General features: G+C 66.0%; 22 protein-coding genes. 18 read left to right on the top strand and 4 right to left on the bottom strand.

Features of this window, described 5'->3' with window-relative positions; translation table 11 throughout:
• The first annotated feature begins 16 nt into the window (after positions 1 to 16).
• The 5 genes from priA to AC1M2K_RS00165 all read left to right on the top strand — a co-directional run bounded on the left by priA (position 17) and on the right by AC1M2K_RS00165 (position 3,072).
• The gene (gene priA / locus AC1M2K_RS00185) at positions 17 to 763 is read left to right on the top strand and encodes a bifunctional 1-(5-phosphoribosyl)-5-((5-phosphoribosylamino)methylideneamino)imidazole-4-carboxamide isomerase/phosphoribosylanthranilate isomerase PriA (RefSeq protein ID WP_480237409.1); all 747 of its coding nucleotides are present in this window, start codon (positions 17 to 19) and stop codon (positions 761 to 763) included.
• Entirely contained in the window at positions 747 to 1,514 is a 768-nt protein-coding gene (locus AC1M2K_RS00180; RefSeq protein ID WP_480239362.1) for an SseB family protein, read from the top strand. Before priA ends, AC1M2K_RS00180 begins: the two co-directional genes overlap by 17 nt.
• 78 nt (positions 1,515 to 1,592) lie before the next feature.
• On the top strand, positions 1,593 to 2,033 hold the full coding sequence (locus AC1M2K_RS00175) for a helix-turn-helix transcriptional regulator (RefSeq protein WP_480239361.1): 441 nt from the start codon (positions 1,593 to 1,595) through the stop codon (positions 2,031 to 2,033).
• 10 nt (positions 2,034 to 2,043) lie between these two features.
• Positions 2,044 to 2,454, top strand: coding sequence for a VOC family protein (locus AC1M2K_RS00170; RefSeq protein WP_480237406.1), 411 nt, complete (start codon positions 2,044 to 2,046; stop codon positions 2,452 to 2,454).
• A 105-nt stretch (positions 2,455 to 2,559) separates the two neighbouring features.
• Positions 2,560 to 3,072 (top strand): SRPBCC family protein, encoded by a 513-nt coding sequence (locus AC1M2K_RS00165; protein WP_480239360.1) that lies wholly within the window; start codon positions 2,560 to 2,562, stop codon positions 3,070 to 3,072.
• A gap of 37 nt (positions 3,073 to 3,109) precedes the next feature.
• Here the strand turns inward: AC1M2K_RS00165 and AC1M2K_RS00160 are convergent, their stop codons facing one another.
• From AC1M2K_RS00160 to AC1M2K_RS00150, 3 genes are all read right to left on the bottom strand, one after another.
• The gene (locus tag AC1M2K_RS00160; protein WP_480239359.1) at positions 3,110 to 3,856 is read right to left on the bottom strand and encodes an SDR family oxidoreductase; all 747 of its coding nucleotides are present in this window, start codon (positions 3,854 to 3,856) and stop codon (positions 3,110 to 3,112) included.
• A 99-nt stretch (positions 3,857 to 3,955) separates the two neighbouring features.
• Positions 3,956 to 4,864: a sigma factor-like helix-turn-helix DNA-binding protein gene (locus AC1M2K_RS00155; protein ID WP_480239358.1), complete on the bottom strand. Its 909-nt coding sequence runs from the start codon at positions 4,862 to 4,864 to the stop codon at positions 3,956 to 3,958.
• Between the two features lie 172 nt (positions 4,865 to 5,036).
• Complete coding sequence (locus tag AC1M2K_RS00150; RefSeq protein ID WP_480239357.1) at positions 5,037 to 5,945, bottom strand: RNA polymerase sigma-70 factor; 909 nt, start codon at positions 5,943 to 5,945, stop codon at positions 5,037 to 5,039.
• Positions 5,946 to 6,140: 195 nt separating this feature from the next.
• Between AC1M2K_RS00150 and AC1M2K_RS00145 the strand changes: the two genes are divergently transcribed.
• The 3 genes from AC1M2K_RS00145 to AC1M2K_RS00135 all read left to right on the top strand — a co-directional run bounded on the left by AC1M2K_RS00145 (position 6,141) and on the right by AC1M2K_RS00135 (position 9,206).
• Entirely contained in the window at positions 6,141 to 6,902 is a 762-nt protein-coding gene (locus AC1M2K_RS00145; protein WP_480239356.1) for an SDR family oxidoreductase, read from the top strand.
• Between the two features lie 85 nt (positions 6,903 to 6,987).
• On the top strand, positions 6,988 to 7,446 hold the full coding sequence (locus AC1M2K_RS00140) for an LpqB family beta-propeller domain-containing protein (RefSeq protein ID WP_480237400.1): 459 nt from the start codon (positions 6,988 to 6,990) through the stop codon (positions 7,444 to 7,446).
• Positions 7,443 to 9,206 (top strand): DUF5671 domain-containing protein, encoded by a 1,764-nt coding sequence (locus tag AC1M2K_RS00135; protein WP_480239355.1) that lies wholly within the window; start codon positions 7,443 to 7,445, stop codon positions 9,204 to 9,206. The genes AC1M2K_RS00140 and AC1M2K_RS00135 overlap by 4 nt, the downstream gene beginning before the upstream one ends.
• A 202-nt stretch (positions 9,207 to 9,408) precedes the next feature.
• On the opposite strand, the gene AC1M2K_RS00130 is transcribed toward AC1M2K_RS00135, so the two are convergent.
• Positions 9,409 to 9,774 (bottom strand): DUF1844 domain-containing protein, encoded by a 366-nt coding sequence (locus tag AC1M2K_RS00130; RefSeq protein WP_480239354.1) that lies wholly within the window; start codon positions 9,772 to 9,774, stop codon positions 9,409 to 9,411.
• A gap of 163 nt (positions 9,775 to 9,937) precedes the next feature.
• Here AC1M2K_RS00130 and infC point away from each other — a divergent pair, with 163 nt between their 5' ends.
• From infC to pheT, 10 genes are all read left to right on the top strand, one after another.
• Positions 9,938 to 10,627 (top strand): translation initiation factor IF-3, encoded by a 690-nt coding sequence (infC, locus tag AC1M2K_RS00125; RefSeq protein ID WP_480237397.1) that lies wholly within the window; start codon positions 9,938 to 9,940, stop codon positions 10,625 to 10,627.
• A complete protein-coding gene (rpmI, locus tag AC1M2K_RS00120) occupies positions 10,620 to 10,814 on the top strand; it encodes a 50S ribosomal protein L35 (protein WP_196834244.1) in 195 nt (64 codons plus the stop codon). The genes infC and rpmI overlap by 8 nt, the downstream gene beginning before the upstream one ends.
• Positions 10,815 to 10,840: 26 nt before the next feature.
• Positions 10,841 to 11,233 (top strand): 50S ribosomal protein L20, encoded by a 393-nt coding sequence (gene rplT, locus AC1M2K_RS00115; protein WP_480237396.1) that lies wholly within the window; start codon positions 10,841 to 10,843, stop codon positions 11,231 to 11,233.
• Positions 11,234 to 11,341: 108 nt separating this feature from the next.
• A complete protein-coding gene (locus AC1M2K_RS00110) occupies positions 11,342 to 12,151 on the top strand; it encodes a TrmH family RNA methyltransferase (RefSeq protein WP_480239353.1) in 810 nt (269 codons plus the stop codon).
• Between the two features lie 83 nt (positions 12,152 to 12,234).
• The gene (locus tag AC1M2K_RS00105) at positions 12,235 to 13,062 is read left to right on the top strand and encodes an amino acid ABC transporter ATP-binding protein (RefSeq protein WP_480237394.1); all 828 of its coding nucleotides are present in this window, start codon (positions 12,235 to 12,237) and stop codon (positions 13,060 to 13,062) included.
• Between the two features lie 56 nt (positions 13,063 to 13,118).
• Positions 13,119 to 14,018 (top strand): glutamate ABC transporter substrate-binding protein, encoded by a 900-nt coding sequence (locus tag AC1M2K_RS00100; RefSeq protein WP_480237393.1) that lies wholly within the window; start codon positions 13,119 to 13,121, stop codon positions 14,016 to 14,018.
• Between the two features lie 85 nt (positions 14,019 to 14,103).
• Positions 14,104 to 14,751, top strand: a complete 648-nt coding sequence (locus AC1M2K_RS00095; RefSeq protein WP_480239352.1) for an amino acid ABC transporter permease — start codon at positions 14,104 to 14,106, stop codon at positions 14,749 to 14,751.
• The gene (locus AC1M2K_RS00090; protein WP_480239351.1) at positions 14,748 to 15,656 is read left to right on the top strand and encodes an amino acid ABC transporter permease; all 909 of its coding nucleotides are present in this window, start codon (positions 14,748 to 14,750) and stop codon (positions 15,654 to 15,656) included. Before AC1M2K_RS00095 ends, AC1M2K_RS00090 begins: the two co-directional genes overlap by 4 nt.
• A 42-nt stretch (positions 15,657 to 15,698) precedes the next feature.
• Positions 15,699 to 16,739, top strand: coding sequence for a phenylalanine--tRNA ligase subunit alpha (gene pheS / locus AC1M2K_RS00085; protein WP_480237390.1), 1,041 nt, complete (start codon positions 15,699 to 15,701; stop codon positions 16,737 to 16,739).
• Complete coding sequence (gene pheT, locus AC1M2K_RS00080; protein WP_480239350.1) at positions 16,740 to 19,265, top strand: phenylalanine--tRNA ligase subunit beta; 2,526 nt, start codon at positions 16,740 to 16,742, stop codon at positions 19,263 to 19,265.
• Positions 19,266 to 19,405 lie beyond the last annotated feature (140 nt).

Genomic DNA, 19,405 nt, shown 5'->3' with positions numbered 1-19,405 from the left:
TCGATCAAGGACAATCATGAGTGAGTTCAACACGACCCCGAAGCTCGTACTGCTTCCAGCGGTCGATGTTGCCGACGGGAAGGCCGTCCGGCTGACCCAGGGCGAGGCCGGAACCGAAACCAACTACGGCGACCCCGTGGACGCAGCCGCTGATTGGGCTCACCAGGGCGCGGAGTGGATCCACCTCGTGGACCTCGACGCCGCGTTCGGCCGTGGCAACAACTCCGGGCTCATCCGGAAGGTGATCAAGCAGGTCCGCGGCGTGAACGTCGAACTCTCCGGCGGTATCCGCGACGACGCTTCCCTCGAAGCCGCTCTTGCGACCGGCGCGAAGCGGATCAACCTCGGAACAGCCGCTCTCGAGAACCCGGAGTGGGCTGCGAACGTCATCGGCCAGTACGGTGAAGCCGTCGCCGTCGGACTCGACGTTCGCGGAACCACGCTCGCGGCACGGGGGTGGACCAGAGACGGCGGCGACCTGTGGACCGTCATCGACCGTCTCGAGCAGGCCGGCTGCGCACGATACGTGCTGACAGACGTCACCAAGGACGGCACCCTGCAGGGCCCCAACATCGAACTGCTCCGCCAGGTTCTCGAGCGCACGAACCGCCCCGTGGTCGCGTCCGGCGGTGTGTCCAGCCTCGACGACCTCGTCGCGCTGCGCTCGCTCGTGCCGCTCGGCCTCGAAGGGGCGATCGTCGGCAAGGCCCTCTACGCCGGCGCGTTCACACTGGCCGAGGCGCTGGATGTCGCATCAGATTAACCCGGCGGATTCGGCCGGGCAGCCCTGGGAGGGGCGATCGTTCGAGGAGAATACGCACGCCTCGGATGACGGGTCTGCACCGCAGCACCTGATCGACGCCCTCGCGCGGTTCCGCGGGGGAGAGGCCGGTGAGACGGATGTCGTCGACGCGTTCCGCACGGCACGTCTGCTGATCCCGCTTGTCGCCCATGCCGGCGAGGTCGGCATCGGTCCGTCGGGGCAGAAGGTCGACAAGACACAGGAACTCTCGATCGTGACGGTGGCCGGCCCGGACGGACGCAACGTGCTCCCGGTGTTCTCGTCGGTCCGAGCGATGTCAGCGTGGAACTCGCAGGCGAGACCGGTACCCGCCGACGGCATCCGCGTCGCCCTCGCGGCGGCGAGCGAGCAGACCGACCTGGTCGTGCTCGACCCGACGAGCGACACCGAGTTCGCGATCCGGCGACCTGCCCTCTGGGCGATCGCCCAGTCCCAGCCATGGCTTCCCGGGTATGCGAACCCGGACGTACTCGACGCCTTCCTGACCAGCGTGAGGACCGAGCTGGCCGTGCTCAACGTTCGCCTCGCCCCCGGAGACCCGTCCGCACGCCTCGGCGGGCCTGAGGTGGTCGTCCGGCTCGAACTGGTCGATGGCCTCACGCGCGCCGAGCTCGACGCCACGTTGAACCGGCTGGCCCAGAGGTGGGCGGCCAGCGACATCATCGCCACCCGTGTCGATTCGCTCCGAGTGACGCTCGAAGCGTCGCGCTGATGCATCCCGCTCAACTCGCCGCCGGATCCGGCAGCGCAGCCCCCTGACGCCGCAGGACGCGGATGCTACCGTGACATCATGACCCCGCAGGAGCTCGAGAACCTCGTTCACCTCAGGCGTGCGCGGGATCTGATCGACCGTGAGTACGCGAAGCCGCTCGACGTACCGACTCTGGCGCAGAAGGCACTCATGTCGCCGGCGCACTTTTCCCGCCAGTTCCGCGCCGCATACGGTGAGACCCCCTATTCCTACCTGATGACACGGAGAATCGAGCGGGCGATGGCCTTGCTGCGGGCGGGCGCGAGCGTCACCGATGCCTGCATGGCCGTCGGTTGTACCTCCCTCGGATCATTCAGTTCACGCTTCACCGAGATCGTCGGCGTGACTCCGACGGCATACCGGGGCGGAACGCACGATGCGGTCAACGCCATGCCCGCCTGCGTGGCGAAGGCGCACACCCGCCCGGTGCGGAACGGATCGAGCAGGATCGAAGAAGCGAGCGACCAGACCGCGGCGTAATGTCTCGGTCATGACAATCGCACTTCAGTACACAAACATCACCGTCAACGACGTCGACGAGTCGCTCGCTTTCTACCGGGATGCACTCGGCCTCGCCGTGCAGAACGACGTGTCCTCAGGCGACTACCGCTGGGTCACCCTCGGCAGCGATGCCCAGCCGGGCCTCGGCATCGTCCTCTCCGAACCCCACGCCGGTCGCTCGCAGGCCGATGGCGACGCGATGCAGGAGCTCCTCACGAAGGGTGTGCTGCCGATGCTCGTCTTCCGTTCAGACGACGTCGACGCCACCTTCGAGACTCTGCGTGCCTCCGGCGCCGAGGTCCTGCAGGAGCCGATCGACCAGGGCTGGGGGCCCCGCGACTGCGCGTTCCGTGACCCGTCGGGAAACACGGTCAGGATCTCGCAGGCGCCGGCGGCCTGATCGGGACCAGGCGCCGAGACGCGCTGGATACGCGCGCTTCCGGAGTGCAGCTTGATCTTCGTCCCCGTCGGTGGTCCCATGGAGAAGACCGAATGGAGCCAGGGCATGCCGCAGCCAACAGGACGAGTGACCAGAGGGCCGGGTGAGTTCTTCGAGCTCACCCTCACCCGCACGTTCGACGCGCCACGGGAAGAGGTGTGGGCGAGTTTCACCGAGTCCGACCTGACCGCCGGCTGGCTCGGCCCCTGGCGTGGTGAGCCAGGGGCCGGGCGAACGATCGAACTCCAGATGACTTTCGAAGAAGGGGATGCCTGGAGCCCGGCTCGCATCGACGTGTGCGATCCGCCCGAACGGATCTTCGTGACCACGCTGAACGAGTCAGGGAACTGGCCGCTCGAAGCGCGCCTCGCCGAGAGTGACGGTCGAACCACGCTCACGTTCATCCACCATTTGTCCGATGCGGCCCTTGCGGAGTTCAGCGGGCCGGGGTGGGAGTACTACCTCGACAATCTGGTCGCGTACCGTGCAGGCCAGCCGCTGCCGGACTTCGCCGACTACTATCCGGCACAGGCCGAGTACTACCTCGCTGAGGCAGGTCGGGTCGCACCGCCGGCCTGACGCCTGCGGCAGGGGATCAGGCGTTCGCCGGCAGGGATCAGGCGTTCGCCGTCAGCCAGTCGGTGAGTGTTGTCGGCGCGCGGGGCCCGTCGACGGTGGGCACGAGGGTGTCCTCGGACATGTGCGCGCCGAAGTACGGCGCCTCGGGGTCTGCCACGACCGTTCGCGGGTCACCGCGGAACTCGAGCGCGCGGGCCACGATCTCGTCGAAGCGGCCCCGCTCCGGTCCCGCGACGTCGACGATCCCGTTGAGGGGCGCGGATGCGGCCGTCTGTGCGACGACGGTTGCGACGTCTTCCGCCGCAACGGGCTGGAAAGCCACTGGGGGAAGCGAGACGGTGTTCCCCGATGTGGCCGTGGCCGCGATTCCCGCGATGAACTCGAAGAACTGTGTGGCGTGCACGATCGAGTACCCAAGGCCGGACTCCGTGATCAGCTTCTCCTGAGCAGCCTTGGCTGTGAAGTAGCCCCCCTCTGACGGACGCTCGACCCCGACGATCGAGAGCGCGACGTGGTGCCCCACTCCCGCGACCTTCTCGGCGGCGAGGAGGTTCGATGTGGATGTGGTGAAGAAGTCCATCACCGCCTGGTCTTCGAACGACGGCGAGTTCGAGACGTCGACGACGACATCGGCGCCGACCAGCACTTCAGCCAGGCCTTCCCCGGTGATCGTGTTGACTCCGGTGTTCGGAGAAGCGGCGACGGCGTCGTGGCCGTGCGCCGTGAGCTTCTGGACGACTTTCGAGCCGATGAGCCCGGTTCCGCCGATGACGACGATCTTCATGATTGCTCTTTTCGTGTGGGTGCCCGAGGCGGGCGCCACCGGGTCATCAGCTTTGACCGGTCCGCACTCCCGTTTGTGACGACGGCTCCGGATCGACCGTCATGGCGTGTTCCAGCGACGCAGCTTTTCCGGGTTCAGGACGATCCAGATGTCATGAACCGTGTCACCCCTCGCATCGAGGCTGAGGACCCCGATGACGCTGTCGTCGCGCCGGAAGACGAGGCCGGCGTGGCCGTTCACTGACTGAGGGGTCGCAACCATGTCGGGTGCTGTCGCCAGAAGCCTGACGAGGAGTCGCGCCGACCGCCTGCTGCCGTGGACCGGTTCCACTGGCACACGGACCTTGCCGCCGCCGTCGGTGAGGACCGTGACGTCCGGGTGCAGCAAGCCGGCGACCGCGTCCTCGTCGCCGGATTCGCAGGCGCGCAACAGCGCGAGCACGATCTCGTCGTGCCGGTCGGCGGGGAGTTCGTCTCTGCGACTGGAACGAATTCGCTGGCGGGCGTGACGGGCGAGGGACCGGGACGCGTCCGGGCTCCGCCCGACGACGTCGGCGATCACGTCATAGGACACGCCGAACACGTCGTGGAGGATGAAGGCGACGCGCTCGGCAGGCGCGAGCGACTCGAGGGTGACCATCAGCAGCATATTGAGCGAATCGTCGAGCGTGATCCGGTCCTCGACGTCGATCCGAGCGCTGGGGGCCGAGGCATGCGGGACCGGCTCGGGGAGCCACTCGCCCGGGTACTGGCTTCGACGGGTGTCCGCCGAATCGAGCAGGTCGAGGGCCAGTCGGGACACCTCCCGGGTGAGCCAGACGCGCGGTTCGGGAATCGCCGCTCGTTCAGAGGCCGTCAGTCGATGCCAGTGCGCGTAGCACCTGTCGACAGCGAGCTCTGATTCGGCCGACGAGCCCAGCAAGCGGAAGGCGACGTCGAGCAGGTGCCTGCGCTCGCCGACGATTGCGCTGAGTGACGTATCGTCCGGGTGGTCGTCATGCGGCGTCATCGCTCACCGCCACTCAGGCGATGTCTGGCGGCGATCCTGAAATACGGGTCTGGATGGCGATCGTCGATGAAATGCACTGTTGCTCCGTCAGTAATGTCATGAGTACTGACAACGCGGAGGGTCAGTTTGTGACGCGGAATCGCAGATCCGGTGCCGATCGCCGTCGATCGAGTCAGGCGACCGTCGCGGAGACGCGATTCAGCTTGTCCGGATTCATCATCCACATCAGTTGAAGGATGCCGTCGGGAGACGCCGTGAGGGTCACAGCGGTCGAGACCCGCCCGTCCTCCGAGAGCGTGACTGCCGGTTGCCCGTTGAGCTCCACCCAGTCGATCGTCTTTCCCTTCCAGAAATGGCCGGAGAACGCGGCGACGAACTTGGCGACGCGCGAGCGTCCGATCACAGGAATCCTCGCGGCGAGTTTGACGCCGTTTCCGTCGGAGTAACTGACCACGTCTGCGGCGAAGAGTTCCTCGAGGGCAGTGACGTCCCCGCTCTGCGCTGCGACAAGGAACGCTTCGAGGAGACGTTTCTGTTCGGACGACGCGACCTGCGCGCTTCGCTCGGCGAGCAGATGTTTGCGCGCCCTGCTGACGAGCTGGCGTGCCGCAGCCTCGTTGAGCTGGACGATGTCCGCGATCTGGCTGTACGGGTAGTCGAAGGCCTCGCGGAGTACGTACGCAGCGCGTTCAGTTGGGGTGAGTTTTTCGAGCAGCAGGAGTACCGCGAAGCCCAGCGCCTCGCCACGCTCGGCCCCGAGTTCCGGGTCGTCGTTCGTGTTGACCGGTTCGGGAAGCCACGGGCCGATGTAGGTCTCGTGCCTCGACCGTGCCGACTGGAGGAAGTTGATCGACAGGCGGGTCGTCGCCGTTGCCAGGAAGGCAGCAGGCTCGAGCACGGTGTCCCTGTCGTAGCGCTGCCAGCGGATCCACACCTCCTGAACGATGTCTTCCGCATCCGACGAACTGCCGAGCATCCGGTATGCGATGCCGAACAGCCTGCGCCTGACTCCTGCGAACACACTGACCGCGTGTTCCAGGTCTGAGGGGTGGTCATCCTGTGGCGGCACGGTGTCGGTCACTGTGGTTCCTCCTGCGCGAACGGTGTGCGGGGCACGAGGGGCGCTGTGCCCCACAAGGTTAGACCGCGTAGCCCGTCGAATTGTGACAGGTCGGGCGAACGGAATGGGGGATCGCGTCACGAAACCTCCCTCCGTCCGGTCAGAGCTGACGACATCCCGCTCGCCGAGCGGGATTCCCCATCGAGAGGAAACACGATGCGAATCGTCGTCATCGGAGGCACAGGCCTCATCGGAACCAAGGTCGTCGCGAAGCTTGCCATGCAGGGACACGACTCCGTGGCCGCATCCCGCGCCACCGGGGTCAATTCGTTCACAGGTGAGGGACTCGCTGCCGTCCTTGAGAACGCCGACGTCGTCGTCGACGTGTCGAACTCGTCGTACACGGATGAGAGCGGAGCGCTCGAGTTCTTCTACGGGTCCACCCTCAATCTCCTCACCTACGGTGCCGCGGCAGGCGTCCGCCACCATGTCGCGCTCTCCGTTGTCGGCACCGACCGGCTCGCGCAGACCGAACGCGGCTACTTCTTCGCCAAGGACGCCCAGGAGACCCTCCTCAAGCGATCGTCGATGCCGTACTCCATCGTGCACGCGACCCAGTTCTTCGAGTTCGTACGCAGCATCGGGGACGCCGCAACCCGCGACAACCGGATCCATCTGGCACACGCTCTCGTCCAGCCGATGGCCGCGGACGACGTCGCTCTCGCCGTCGCAGGAACCGCCGTCGGTGAGCCGACCGGCGGAACGACCGAGTTCGGCGGACCGGAGCAGTTCACGATGGCCGATCTCATCGCCCTGGAACTTCGCTCGAGGCGGGATCCGCGCCAGGTCGTCGCCGACCCACTGGCCCGCTACTTCGGCAACACGCTGAGCGAACGCGAACTCCTGCCGGGTGATGATGCGATTCTCTCGACCACCCGGTTCGAGGAATGGCTGCAGCTCGCGGACGTGCCGGTGTGACATCCCGTACCACCGCGGGCACCGGTCGATTTCAGCCTCGTTCGTGGAGTATCGGCGCTCGCCGCCTGTGCGACATACTGACCACATGACCACAGCACCGGCACCAGCCCGGCGGACATTGATCGTCCTCCTCTCCGTCATCGCGGTACTCGTGATCGTCTCCCTCGTCGTCGTCTTCACGCGCGGCGCCCCAGAGCTCCTCGACGAGTCGACCCCGGAGGGCGTCGTCCAGCGCTACTCCACAGCAGTGCTCGAGGGAGACGAGAGCAGGGCGATCGGCTATCTCTCCAACGACGCGAAGGAACAGTGCGGGACCGTAGAGAGCACGGTAAGCGACGACGTCCGGGTCACGCTGGTGTCGACGGATCTGCGAGACGATTCTGCAACCATCGCCGTGCGGATCACCCGGCATGACGGGGGACCCTTCGGCTCGGAATACAGCTACGAAGACAACTTCCGCCTCATCTCGTCCGGCAACGGCTGGCGGGTCGAGTCAGCACCGTGGGAGCTCATGGTGTGCCCGACGGACGGAACCGTCGAATGAGCGCCATGCAGGCGCCGTACGCCCCGGCCCCGGCGTCGTCCGCCGGTCAGACGATTCGTCGTCTCATCGTCTACACGCTGCTGTTCGCACTCGTCGTCATCACTGCCACTGGCCTGGCGGGGCTGCTCAGTCTCCTGCTCGCAGCGGAGCCGATCCTCGCCGGCGAGAACACGTCGAGCATCGCTCAGGGGCTGGCCTTCACACTGATCGGTGGACCGCTCGCTGCGCTCCTGTGGTGGTTGGTCTGGAGACGGCTCGCCGAACCGGCTGAGAGAGGGTCGCTCTCCTGGGGCCTCTACATCGCCGCCGTGTCGATCGTGTCGCTCGTCAGCTTCGTGGCGTCGCTTCTCACATCCTTCTCCTCGCTCGTCGACGGCGACTGGGATAGCGTGAGCTTTGCCGGCGGGCTGGTCTGGGCGGTCGTCTGGGTGTTCCATCGCTGGATGTGGCGGCACGCCTCGAAGGGACCGTTCCGGCTGGCGAGCGTTCCGGCTGTCCTCGGTGCTGCGTTCGGCCTCGTGGTCGCGGTCGCCGGCGCTGTGTCCGCCCTCACGATCGTGTTCGACACAGCCATCGACGGCTTCGCGGACACAGCTCCGATCGGGGCACCGTGGTGGACGGCCGCCGTGCAGGCTCTCATCTGGGCGGTCGGCGGCATGGCGGTCTGGGCATGGCACTGGTATCGCGAGCGCGGCAGGACCGTGACCACGGTATTTGCGAACGTCGTACTCATCGTGATCGGCGTCCTCGGCGCGACTCTGCTCACCCTCGGCGGAATCGGTACGGCGTTGTTCGTCGCGCTGCGGCTCCTTTTCGACAACACCGACCCGATGCGTGAGCTCGTCTCCCCGCTGGGCGTGGCCATCGCCGCTGCAGGGGTCGGGTCCCTGGTCTGGGTGTATCACCGCGGGATCGCCCTCGGCCGGTCGCCGTCGACTCGGCAGGCGAGCATCCTCGCGACGAGCGGAGTCGCGCTCGTCGCCGCCGCGTCGGGTCTCGGCGTGATCGTCAACTCGGCCCTCGGCATCCTGGCCACGCCGCTGGCGGGGGAGGACACGAGGACCCTCCTGCTCGGCGGCGTGAGCGCACTGATCGTGGGGGGCCCGGTCTGGTGGCTGACGTGGCGTCCACTCCAGCCAGCGGATGCGACGGCTCCACCCACAGGACGGCGCATCTACCTCATCGCTGTCTTCGGGCTGAGTGCCGTCGTCGCTCTCATCACCCTGCTCGTGATCGGCTTCCGGTTGTTCGAGTTCGTCCTTGACAGCGGCGGGAACGTCATCGACTCCGTCCGTGCTCCGATCGGACTCCTGACGGCAACGGCTCTCGTGGCCGGGTACCACTTCAGCGTCTGGCGGCATGACCGTGACGACGCCGCGGCATCCGCCCCTCCGCCCCGCGCCCGCACGATCGGCGAGGTCGTTCTGGTGACCGGGGGAGACCCTGCACCCCTCGCGGAGGTCATCGAATCCGTCACGGGCGCATCGGTCACCGTGTGGAAAACGGCGTCAGCTGTCCCGCAGGCGCCGCCGGCCGCGCTCGACTCGTCCTTGCCAGGCGCCGCCTCGCAGGCGGTGCCGGTTCCAGCTCCCGTTGAGGACCTGCAGTCCGACGTGCAGGCGCCGGCCGAATTGCAGCTCTCGTCATCCGCCCCGGATGTCGAGCAGCTCGCCCGTGCGCTCGATGGCGTCACCGGCAGGCGGGTGCTCGTGCTCGCAGGTCCAGGCGCCCGCGTCGAGGTGATCCCCCTGGCCGACTGACCAGCTTCTCCTACAAAAGTGGGAGGGGCGGAGCCAGCGGGGCGACGACGTCGCGTGCCGAGGGTGTGGTCGGGCGCTCAGCCTTCCAGCCGCTCGTGAACTGGGCGCGGAGGGGGAGCGACGACTTATTGTGCCGAGGGTGTGGTCGGGCGCCCATGGGCGCCGGTGCAATAAGTCGCCGCTCCACCGACCAAAAGGAGAGCTAGTTAACCGGCCCCGTCCATTTTTCTCCCGGCCCCTTGCCGATCGGATCCGGAATGACGGATGCCTCCCGGAACGCCAGCTGCAGTGACCGCAGCCCGTCGCGCAGACTCCGTGCGTGCATGTCGCTGACCTCGGGTGCTCCGGCGGTGATGAGGCCGGCCAGAGCGTTGATGAGCTTCCGTGCCTCATCGAGATCCATCTGGCTCTCGGGGTCGTCGGCGAGTCCGCACTTCACGGCTGCCGCGCTCATCAGGTGAACGGCGGTCGTGGTGATGACCTCGACGGCACCGACGTCCGCGATGTCGCGAGTGGCACCGGGTGCTGCGTCCTCGATGTTGTCGTAAGGGGATTCGTTAGTGCTCAATGCCAACCTCTGCTAGACTGTAAGACGGCTCCGGGACTATGTCCTGGTACGAAAGAGGAAATTTCCCACCCGCGCTTGACCGCTTCACTAAGGTTACCGGGTTGTTGTACTCCGCCAGACGCATGGTTCCCATGCTGAGGTAGTCAGGGTACGAGCCGCTGTGATGGTCAATGGCCTCATGGTTGCGGTGTGTGATTTCTCCTCTCTCGCCCGGTGCAGGCATCCGTCTGGTCCGGTGGCTACGAGATTTGAATTAGAGGAGTTACGCATTAGCGATCCCCGTACAAACGACCGTATCCGCGTCCCCGAGGTCCGCCTCGTCGGTCCCGCCGGAGAACAGGTCGGCGTCGTCAAAATCGAGGTGGCATTGCGCCTGGCGCAGGATGCCGACCTCGACCTGGTCGAGGTCGCCCCGAACTCCAAGCCACCGGTCGCAAAGATCATGGATTACGGCAAGTTCAAGTACGAGGCTGCGCAGAAGGCCAAGGAGGCCAGGCGCAACCAGGCGAACACCATCCTCAAAGAGGTCCGGTTCCGCCTCAAGATCGACAAGCACGACTACGAGACAAAGCGCAAGCGTGCTGAGGGCTTCCTCAAGGCCGGCGACAAGGTCAAAGCAATGATCCTGTTCCGCGGCCGTGAGCAGTCCCGCCCTGACCAGGGTGTTCGCTTGCTCCAAAAATTTGCCGAAGATGTGGCGGAGCTGGGCACTGTTGAGTCCTCTCCGACCATCGACGGTCGAAACATGGTCATGGTGATTGGTCCTCTGAAGAACAAGTCAGAGGCCAAAGCCGAGGCCAACGCACATCGTGCTGCCACTAAGGCAGCGAAGCAGGAGGAAAACAATGCCTAAGCAGAAGACCCACTCCGGGGCCAAGAAGCGCTTCAAGCTCACCGGTTCCGGCAAGATCAAGAAGCAGCAGTCGGGCATGCGTCACAACCTCGAGGTGAAGTCCGGCCAGCGCAAGCGTCGCCTGAACACCGACCAGCTTGTTTCGAAGGCCGACACCAAGAACATCAAGAAGCTTCTCGGTCGCTAGACCAGACCCGTTAGGAATATAGACAAATGGCAAGAGTAAAAAGGGCGGTAAACGCTCACAAGAAGCGTCGGGTCATCCTCGAGCGCGCCGAGGGTTACCGCGGTCAGCGTTCACGCCTGTACCGGAAGGCCAAGGAGCAGGTCACCCACTCCATGGTCTACGCGTACCGTGACCGCCGCCAGAAGAAGGGTGACTTCCGTCGCCTGTGGATCCAGCGGATCAACGCGGCATCGCGTGCCAACGGCCTGACCTACAACCGCCTCATCCAGGGCCTCGGCCTTGCAGGCATCGAGGTCGACCGTCGCATCCTCGCTGAACTTGCCGTTCACGAGCCCGCCACGTTCGCCGCCCTCGTCGAGAGCGCCAAGAAGGCCCTCCCCGCCGACACGTCGGCTCCGAAGGCTGACGCTGCCGCGTAGTTCTCTTTCCTGAAAAGGGCGCCCACCATCCGGTGGGCGCCCTTTTCTGTGCCCCGTCAGGCGGCGGGCCGCCCAGTCGCCACCATGCCTCGCCCCTAGACTGGGGGAGTGCTTGATAACCCACGTTCTCCGCGCGTCCGAGCGGTCGCCAAACTGGCCAAACGACCCGCGCGACTCGAGACGGGCCTGTTCCTCCTCGAAGGTCCTCAGGCCGTCGCCGAGGCCCTGACCTTCCGCCCGCAGCTCCTGGTCGAGCTGTACGCGACCCCCACCGCCCTGGAGCGGTACACCGAGATCGCGCAGACCGCCGTCGATGCCGGCGTCGACATCGAGTTCGTCACCGAAGAGGTCCTCAATGTCATGAGCGACACGGTGACGCCGCAAGGCTTCATCGCCGTCGCACACCAGTTCCCCACGTCGATGAAAGACATCTTCGCCGCGAAGCCCCGACTGATCGCGATCCTCGAAGAGGTCCGCGACCCTGGCAACCTCGGAACCATCATCCGTGCCGCAGACAGCGCGGGCGCGGATGCCGTCATCCTGACCGGCAGGACCGTCGACCTGTACAACCCCAAGGTTGTCCGTTCGACGACCGGTTCTCTCTTCCACCTCCCGATCGCGGTGGGTGCCGAACTCCCCACGGTGATCCAGCGGGCGAAGGCGGCAGGGCTGCGCGTCCTCGCTGCCGATGTGAAGGGCGAGAGCCTCCTCGACGCCCGCGCATCCGGCACCCTCGAGCAGCCGACGGCCTGGTTGTTCGGCAACGAGGCGCACGGCCTCGCCGACGACCAGCTGCCGCTCGCCGACGCCGCGATCACCGTGCCGATCTACGGTCATGCGGAGTCCATGAACCTCGCCACGGCGGCATCCGTCTGCCTGTACGAGTCCGCATTCGCGCAGCGCAGCGCGGCATCCTGAGCTGCCCCTCTTTTTGGTTACAACTCAGTAACGGCAACTCGGCCGTCATGCGCGCGAAACACTGAGTCCCCTACGTTGGACCCATGGAGTCGAACGAGCAGGACGTACCGTCGGCAAATCAACCACCTCGCCCCCGGTATGAGACGACAAGCAATCCCATCGCAGCCGCACCAGGTGAACCCCTCGTGGTCGTGGAGGCCGTCGAGAAGTTCTTCGGCGACTTCCAGGCACTGAAGGACATCAACCTCACGGTCACCAAGGGTGAGGTCGTCGTCGTGATCGGGCCTTCGGGCTCCGGCAAGTCGACGCTCTGTCGCACCATCAACCGGCTCGAGACCATCAGCAAGGGCGAGATCCGGATCGACGGCAAGAAACTTCCCGAAGAGGGCAAGCAGCTCGCTGCGCTCCGTGCGGACGTCGGCATGGTCTTCCAGTCGTTCAACCTTTTCGCCCACAAGACCATCCTCCAGAACGTCACGCTTGGGCCAATGAAGGTCCGCGGGCAGAGCAAGGCGGATGCCGAGAAGGCCGCGATGGTCCTGCTCGAGCGCGTCGGTGTCGCACAGCAGGCCAACAAGATGCCTGCGCAGCTCTCAGGCGGCCAGCAGCAGCGCGTCGCGATAGCGCGTGCCCTGGCCATGAAGCCGAAAGTCATGCTCTTCGACGAGCCGACGAGCGCCCTCGACCCCGAGATGATCAACGAGGTCCTCGACGTCATGGTCCAGCTCGCCGCCGAGGGGATGACCATGATCGTCGTTACCCACGAGATGGGCTTCGCCAGGAAGGCGGCCGACCGGGTCGTGTTCATGGCGGACGGCGAGATTGTCGAAGAGGCGACGCCAGAGCAATTCTTCACGACGCCCAAGAGCGACCGCGCGAAGGACTTCCTGTCGAAGTTGCTCACGCACTAGACCTGCACCAGCAGAGAGGGTCCGGCCAGCCGGCCCTCACGGAGAAAGGGAATGACATGAAGAAGAGATTGACGCTTCTTGCAGCAACAGCTGCAGCCGCGCTCGTGCTGACCGGTTGTGCCGGCGGCGAGGGGGAGCCTGGTTCCACCACTCCTGAAGAAGAAGAGGGCACCGGTCAGCTGTATGAGGTGGCGACGGACGTCGACCTCGAAGGCAGCCCGACGTTCGACGCCATGATGGAGCGGGGTACCGTCAAGATCGGTGTCAAGGAGGACCAGCCCAACCTGGGCTACCTCGACGCAGCGACGGGTGAGCGCACTGGTTTCGACATCGAGATCGCGAAGTGGATCGCCGCATCTCTCGGGTTCTCCGAGGACAAGATCGAGTACACCGCGATCCCCAGTGCGAACCGCGAAGCAGCCATCGTGAACGGTGACATCGACTACTACGTCGGCACCTACTCGATCAACGACGAGCGCAAGACCCAGATCGACTTCGCCGGACCGTATTTCGTGACCGGCCAGGGCATCCTCGTCAAGGCGGACAACGACGAGATCAAGAGTGAAGCCGACCTCGCCGGCAAGACGGTCTGTTCCGCGACCGGTTCGACGCCGATCCAGAACATCAAGGACAACTTCCCCGACACCGAGACCGAGGAATTCGACCTGTACTCCCAGTGCATCGAAGCTCTCAACGACGAGGTCGTGGATGCTGTGACCACCGATGAGGCCATTCTCATCGGCTACGCGGCACAGGACCCCGACAACCTCAAGGTCGTCGGCGAGCCGTTCACCGAGGAGCGTTACGGTGTCGGACTGCCCCTGGGCGACGACGCTCTCCGTGCGTTCATCAACGAGATGTTCACCGACGGTGGCGACACCTGGCAGGGCATCTACGATGCCACGCTCGGCCAGTCGGGCACCTCGGTCGACCAGCCCGAGGTCGACGCCTACTAAACCGCGATTCGGCGGCGGGACGTCAGTCCCGCCGCCGAACACGTTTCCGACAATCGACTGACACAGGGAAGAAGGTGGGGCCCGGGTGGATACCCTGATCAACAACATCGACCTCTTCATCTCAGGATTTCGCAACACGCTGATCCTGTTCTTCTTCTCCGCGATCTTCGCCCTCGTGATCGGCACGGCGGTCGGCGCCATGCGCGTCTCTCCCGTGCCGGTCATGCGCGGGGTCGGAACGGTGTACGTCAACCTGATCCGGAACACCCCGCTGACTCTGCTGATGTTCTTCTTCGCGTTCGGCTACCCGAAACTCGACCTCGGCAACCTCTCATACACGACGCTGGCGATCATCGCCCTGAGCATTTACACGGCAACCTATGTCGCCGAGGTGCTGAGATCCGGGTTCAACACCGTTCCGCTTGGCCAGGCCGAGGCCGCACGGGCGATCGGTCTTCCGTTCGGTCCGACGATGTCCCTCGTGATCCTGCCGCAGGCATTCCGCGCGGTGATCCCGCCGATGATGAGCGTGTTCATCGCCCTGCTGAAGAACACGACTGTCGCCGCCGGGTTCTCCGTCGCCGAGGCCGGCACCATCCGGGCGAACCTGTCCGAGCGTGGCGAGCCGGCCATTGTCGTCCTGCTGTGGGTCGCCCTGATCTTCGTCCTCCTCGTTGGCCTCCTGTCCTGGCTCCAGCGCTATCTCGAACGTCGATGGAAGGTCCTCCGATGAGCAGCGTTCTCTACGACGCCCCCGGGCCCCGGGCCATCCGTCGCAACAGGATCATCGGGGTCTTCACCGTCCTTGTGCTCGCCGTCGGGCTCGGGTTCATCATTTATCAGCTCGCGCAGACCGGGCAGTTCTCGGCAGCGAAGTGGCGGCTCTTCACCTTCCCGCTCGTGCACCAGAAGGTGCTCGAAGCGCTGGGCGCCACCCTGACCGCTTTCGGCATCTCCGCCGTTCTCAGCCTCGTCCTCGGCTTCATCCTCTCGATCGGACGGCTGTCCGACCACGCCTGGATCCGCGTGCCGGTGACCCTGTTCATCGAACTGTTCCGTGCCATCCCTGTTCTGATCCTGATGATGATCATGTACTACGGTCTTCCGCCGCTCGGCGTCACGCTCATCACGCCTCTCGTCGCTGTCGTCACAGCGTTGACGCTCTACAACGGCGCCGTTCTCGCCGAGGTGTTCCGCGCCGGCGTCGAGTCACTCCCGTCCGGCCAGAAGGAGGCGGGTTACGCGCTCGGTCTCCGCAAGAGCGGGGTCATGTCGCTGATCGTCTACCCGCAGGCCATCCGCGCCATGATGCCGGTGATCATTTCGCAGCTGGTCGTCGTGCTCAAGGACACCGCCCTCGGCTTCATCGTCACCTTCCAGGAACTGCTGTACCTCGCGAAGTTCTACGGGGCACAGGTGACCTACGGGTCCCCGATCATCCCGGCGACCATCATCTTCGGAACGATCTACATCGCCCTGTGTCTCATCCTCGCGGCCGTGGCGAAGTGGGTGGAGGTCCGCACCCGCCGCAGCCCCAAGATCGCGAAGCCGGTCGGCCGCGGAGACGCGGGCGAAGAGCCGACGAATGCGCCGTTCGTCGGTCAGGGGATCGGCCAGGGCGCAGCTCCCATCCAGTAGGCCTGCAGAAGGCGGCTGCGCCACTCGGTAGACTTGGGGATCGTGTCCGACTCTCCCATGATTTCCGAAACCACCGTGAACGCTGCGGTGGAGGCGGCGCTCGAGGCCATCGCGGCCGCAGCCGACTCCTCCGCCCTCAAGCAGGTGCGCACCGAGCACACCGGGGAGTCCTCGCCGCTGGCGAAACTCAACGGGTCGCTGCGCTCCGTCGCCCCCGACCAGAAAGCCTCGCTCGGCAAGCTCGTCGGCCAGGCTCGAGGCCGCGTGAACGCGGCTTTCGCGGCGCGCGAGGAGGAGATCCTCCAGGCCGAGGACGCGGCACAGCTCGAGGCTGAAACCGTCGACGTGACCGCGCTTCCGAGCCGCTACCGGGCCGGGGCGCGGCATCCGCTCACCCTCCTGCAGGACCGGGTGTGCGACGTGTTCACCGGCATGGGCTGGGAGATCGCGGAAGGGCCGGAGGTCGAGAGTGAGTGGTTCAACTTCGACGCACTCAACTTCGACGCCGACCACCCGGCGCGGGCCATGCAGGACACGTTCTTCGTCGACCCGCCCGAAGCGCACCTCGTGCTGCGCACGCACACCTCGCCTGTGCAGGTCCGATCGATGCTCGACCGCGAACTGCCGGTCTACGTTCTCGCACCCGGCCGTGTGTACCGCACAGACGAATTCGACGCGACGCACCTGCCCGTGTTCATGCAGTTCGAGGGCCTCGCCGTCGACAAAGGGCTGACGATGGCGCATCTCAAGGGCACGCTCGACCACTTCGTGAAGTCGATCTTCGGCGACGAGGCGAAGATCCGCCTGCGCCCGAGCTACTTCCCGTTCACCGAGCCGAGCGCCGAACTCGACTTCTGGCACCCGACGTTCAAGCACGGTCCGCGCTGGATCGAGTGGGGTGGCTGCGGAATGATCAACCCGAACGTCCTCCGCGCCGCAGGGATCGACCCCGAGGTCTACTCCGGGTTCGCCTTCGGCATGGGCGTCGAGCGTGGGCTGATGCTCCGGAACGACGTGCAGGACATGCGAGAAATGGTCGAGGGCGACATCCGCTTCTCCCAGCAGTTTGGAATGGTGGTTTAAATGCGGGTCCCGCTGAGCTGGCTGGCAGAATACGTCGACCTCGCCCAGGGCACGACCACGGACGACGTGCACGCCGCACTCGTCACGGTCGGACTGGAAGAGGAGGATGTCCACACGTTCGACGTCTCCGGCCCCATCGTCGTCGGCGAGGTCCTCGAATTCGTCGAGGAGCCGCAGAAGAACGGCAAGACCATCCGCTGGTGCCAGGTGCGCGTCGCTCCGGACGGCGAGACCGCCGCCGACGGCGGCCCTGCCGTGCACGGCATCGTCTGTGGTGCTGACAACTTCTACGTCGGTGACAAGGTCGTCGTGACTCTCCCCGGCGCCGTCCTTCCCGGCCCGTTCCCGATCGCGGCGCGCAAGACCTACGGGCACGTCTCCGACGGCATGATCGCATCGACCCGTGAGCTCGGCCTCGGTGACGAGCACGACGGGATCCTCCGCCTGTCGACCCTCGGCGTCGACGCAGAGGTCGGCACGGATGCCATCGCTCTTCTCGGCCTGGACGATGCGGCCGTCGAGATCAACGTCACCCCCGACCGCGGCTACGCGTTCTCCATCCGCGGTGTCGCCCGCGAGTACTCCCACGCGACCGGTGCGGCGTTCCGCGACCCGGCGACCCGACCGGAACTCGACGTTCCTCTCGGCGACGGGTTCCCCGTCGCCATCGACGACGCAGACCCGATCCGTGGCCAGCAGGGCGCCAGCGTGTTCGCGACACGGATCGTCCGGGGCGTGGACGCCTCCCGTCCGACCCCGCCCTGGATGGTCTCGCGACTGAAGCTCGCCGGCATCCGGTCGATCTCGGTCCTCGTCGACATCACCAACTACGTGATGCTCGAGCTCGGGCAGCCCATCCACGGTTACGACCTCGACAAGCTCACCGGCGGAATCGTTGTGCGCCGCGCCATTCCCACCGAGACGATCCACACCCTCGACGGGCAGACACGCACCCTCGACCGTGAAGACCTGCTGATCACCGACGGATCGGGAGCCATCGGCCTCGCCGGTGTCATGGGCGGTGCACTCACCGAAATGAGCGACGACACGAAGAACGTGCTCATCGAGGCCGCGAACTTCGACCCGGTGTCGATCGCCAGGTCGGCCCGCAGGCACAAGCTGCCCAGCGAGGCGTCCCGGCGGTTCGAACGCGGTGTCGACCCGCGCATCGCCGTTGCCGCGGTCTCCCGCGTGGCCGAACTCATGGTGTCTCTCGCCGGCGGCACAGCGGATGCCTCGTCGAGCGTCGTCGGGCAGGCGTCCGAGCCCAGCCCGATCGTGCTCCCTGACGGCTATGTCTCCACGCTCATCGGTGTGGACTACACCGACGACGAGATTCGGACATCGCTCCAGGAGATCGGGGCTGCGACGGCGGACGCAGACGGCGGACTGCTCGTCACACCACCGACCTGGCGCCCGGACATCACCGACAAGTCGGATCTGGCCGAGGAAGTCGCCCGCATCGTCGGGTACGACCGCATCCCGTCGGTCCTCCCCGTCGCTCCGGCCGGCCGTGGGCTGACCCGCGCCCAGCGGATCCGTCGTACCGTGGCGGACACGCTCGCTGCGGCAGGCGCCACGGAGGTTCTGTCGTTCCCGTTCCTCCGCCAGAGCGCCAATGACCTCTACGGCTCGCCCGTCGACGGTCCGGTGCCGGCCGTCAGGATCGCCAACGCTCTCGACGCCAGCGCCCCGTACCTCCGCACGACGCTTCTGCCCGGTCTGATCGAGTCCGCCAGGCGCAACCTGTCGCGCGGCCTCGTCGACCTGTCGCTGTTCGAAGTCGGCCTCGTCTTCACCCCGGAGTCCGGTGCGACGTACGGAACGGCCACCCTTCCGTCCGGCGTCGAACGCCCGAGCGACGAACAGCTCGCTGAGCTCAACGCGGGCATCCCACCGCAGCCACGCCGTGTCGGTGTGCTCATCCTCGGGAACACCGTCGCCAAACAGCCCGGCCAGCCGGCCGTTCCGTCAGGGATCGCAGACGCACTCGACGCCGTGCAGCGGATCGCCCTCGCAACGGGCGGCACCATCGACATCGTCCAGGGCAGCCACAAGGCGCTGCACCCCGGGCGCACCGCCGAACTCCGTGTCGGCGACACGATCATCGGGTACGCCGGCGAACTGTTGCCTGCCATCGCGGCCGAGGCGGATCTTCCCCGAGTGGTGGCCGTGGCCGAACTGGACCTCGACGCCCTCATCGAAGCGACGGCATCCACCCTGCTGGCTCACCCGATCCGCGCTCTGCCCGCTGCGACGCAGGACCTGTCGCTCGTCGTCCGACGGTCCACGCCGGCAGCCGACGTGCTCGCTGCCGTCCGTGAGGGCGCAGGCGACCTTCTCGAAGAGATCCGTCTCGTCGACGACTACCGCGGACAGGGCATCGCCGAAGACGCGAAGAGCCTCACCTTCGCGTTGCGGTTCCGTGCAGACGATCGCACGCTGACGGCCGCCGAAGCATCGGACGCGAAGCTCGCCGGCTCCGCCCTTGCTGCGGAGCGGTTCGGCGCGGCAATCCGCGACTAGGCATTCATCGAAAGTGCACTCGTGGCTCGAAAACCTGACGTTTTCGAGCCACAATTGCGCTCTCGACTTCGGCGGCATTCGCCTTTCCGGGGTGCACTGTTCGTAACTTCGGAGAATCGGCTCCCGCCGGCTCCGTGGCG

It is taken from the genome of Mycetocola sp. Y171 (genome assembly GCF_056713165.1).
This window is presented reverse-complemented; position numbering and strand designations above follow the sequence as displayed.

Coding starts and splice junctions, on each gene's coding strand:
- priA (WP_480237409.1), top strand. CDS start 17: ATGAGTGAGTTCAACACGACCCCGAAGCTCGTACTGCTTCCAGCGGTC.
- AC1M2K_RS00180 (WP_480239362.1), top strand. CDS start 747: ATGTCGCATCAGATTAACCCGGCGGATTCGGCCGGGCAGCCCTGGGAG.
- AC1M2K_RS00175 (WP_480239361.1), top strand. CDS start 1,593: ATGACCCCGCAGGAGCTCGAGAACCTCGTTCACCTCAGGCGTGCGCGG.
- AC1M2K_RS00170 (WP_480237406.1), top strand. CDS start 2,044: ATGACAATCGCACTTCAGTACACAAACATCACCGTCAACGACGTCGAC.
- AC1M2K_RS00165 (WP_480239360.1), top strand. CDS start 2,560: ATGCCGCAGCCAACAGGACGAGTGACCAGAGGGCCGGGTGAGTTCTTC.
- AC1M2K_RS00160 (WP_480239359.1), bottom strand. CDS start 3,856: ATGAAGATCGTCGTCATCGGCGGAACCGGGCTCATCGGCTCGAAAGTC.
- AC1M2K_RS00155 (WP_480239358.1), bottom strand. CDS start 4,864: ATGACGCCGCATGACGACCACCCGGACGATACGTCACTCAGCGCAATC.
- AC1M2K_RS00145 (WP_480239356.1), top strand. CDS start 6,141: ATGCGAATCGTCGTCATCGGAGGCACAGGCCTCATCGGAACCAAGGTC.
- AC1M2K_RS00140 (WP_480237400.1), top strand. CDS start 6,988: ATGACCACAGCACCGGCACCAGCCCGGCGGACATTGATCGTCCTCCTC.
- AC1M2K_RS00135 (WP_480239355.1), top strand. CDS start 7,443: ATGAGCGCCATGCAGGCGCCGTACGCCCCGGCCCCGGCGTCGTCCGCC.
- infC (WP_480237397.1), top strand. CDS start 9,938: ATGGTCAATGGCCTCATGGTTGCGGTGTGTGATTTCTCCTCTCTCGCC.
- rpmI (WP_196834244.1), top strand. CDS start 10,620: ATGCCTAAGCAGAAGACCCACTCCGGGGCCAAGAAGCGCTTCAAGCTC.
- rplT (WP_480237396.1), top strand. CDS start 10,841: ATGGCAAGAGTAAAAAGGGCGGTAAACGCTCACAAGAAGCGTCGGGTC.
- AC1M2K_RS00105 (WP_480237394.1), top strand. CDS start 12,235: ATGGAGTCGAACGAGCAGGACGTACCGTCGGCAAATCAACCACCTCGC.
- AC1M2K_RS00100 (WP_480237393.1), top strand. CDS start 13,119: ATGAAGAAGAGATTGACGCTTCTTGCAGCAACAGCTGCAGCCGCGCTC.
- AC1M2K_RS00090 (WP_480239351.1), top strand. CDS start 14,748: ATGAGCAGCGTTCTCTACGACGCCCCCGGGCCCCGGGCCATCCGTCGC.
- pheT (WP_480239350.1), top strand. CDS start 16,740: ATGCGGGTCCCGCTGAGCTGGCTGGCAGAATACGTCGACCTCGCCCAG.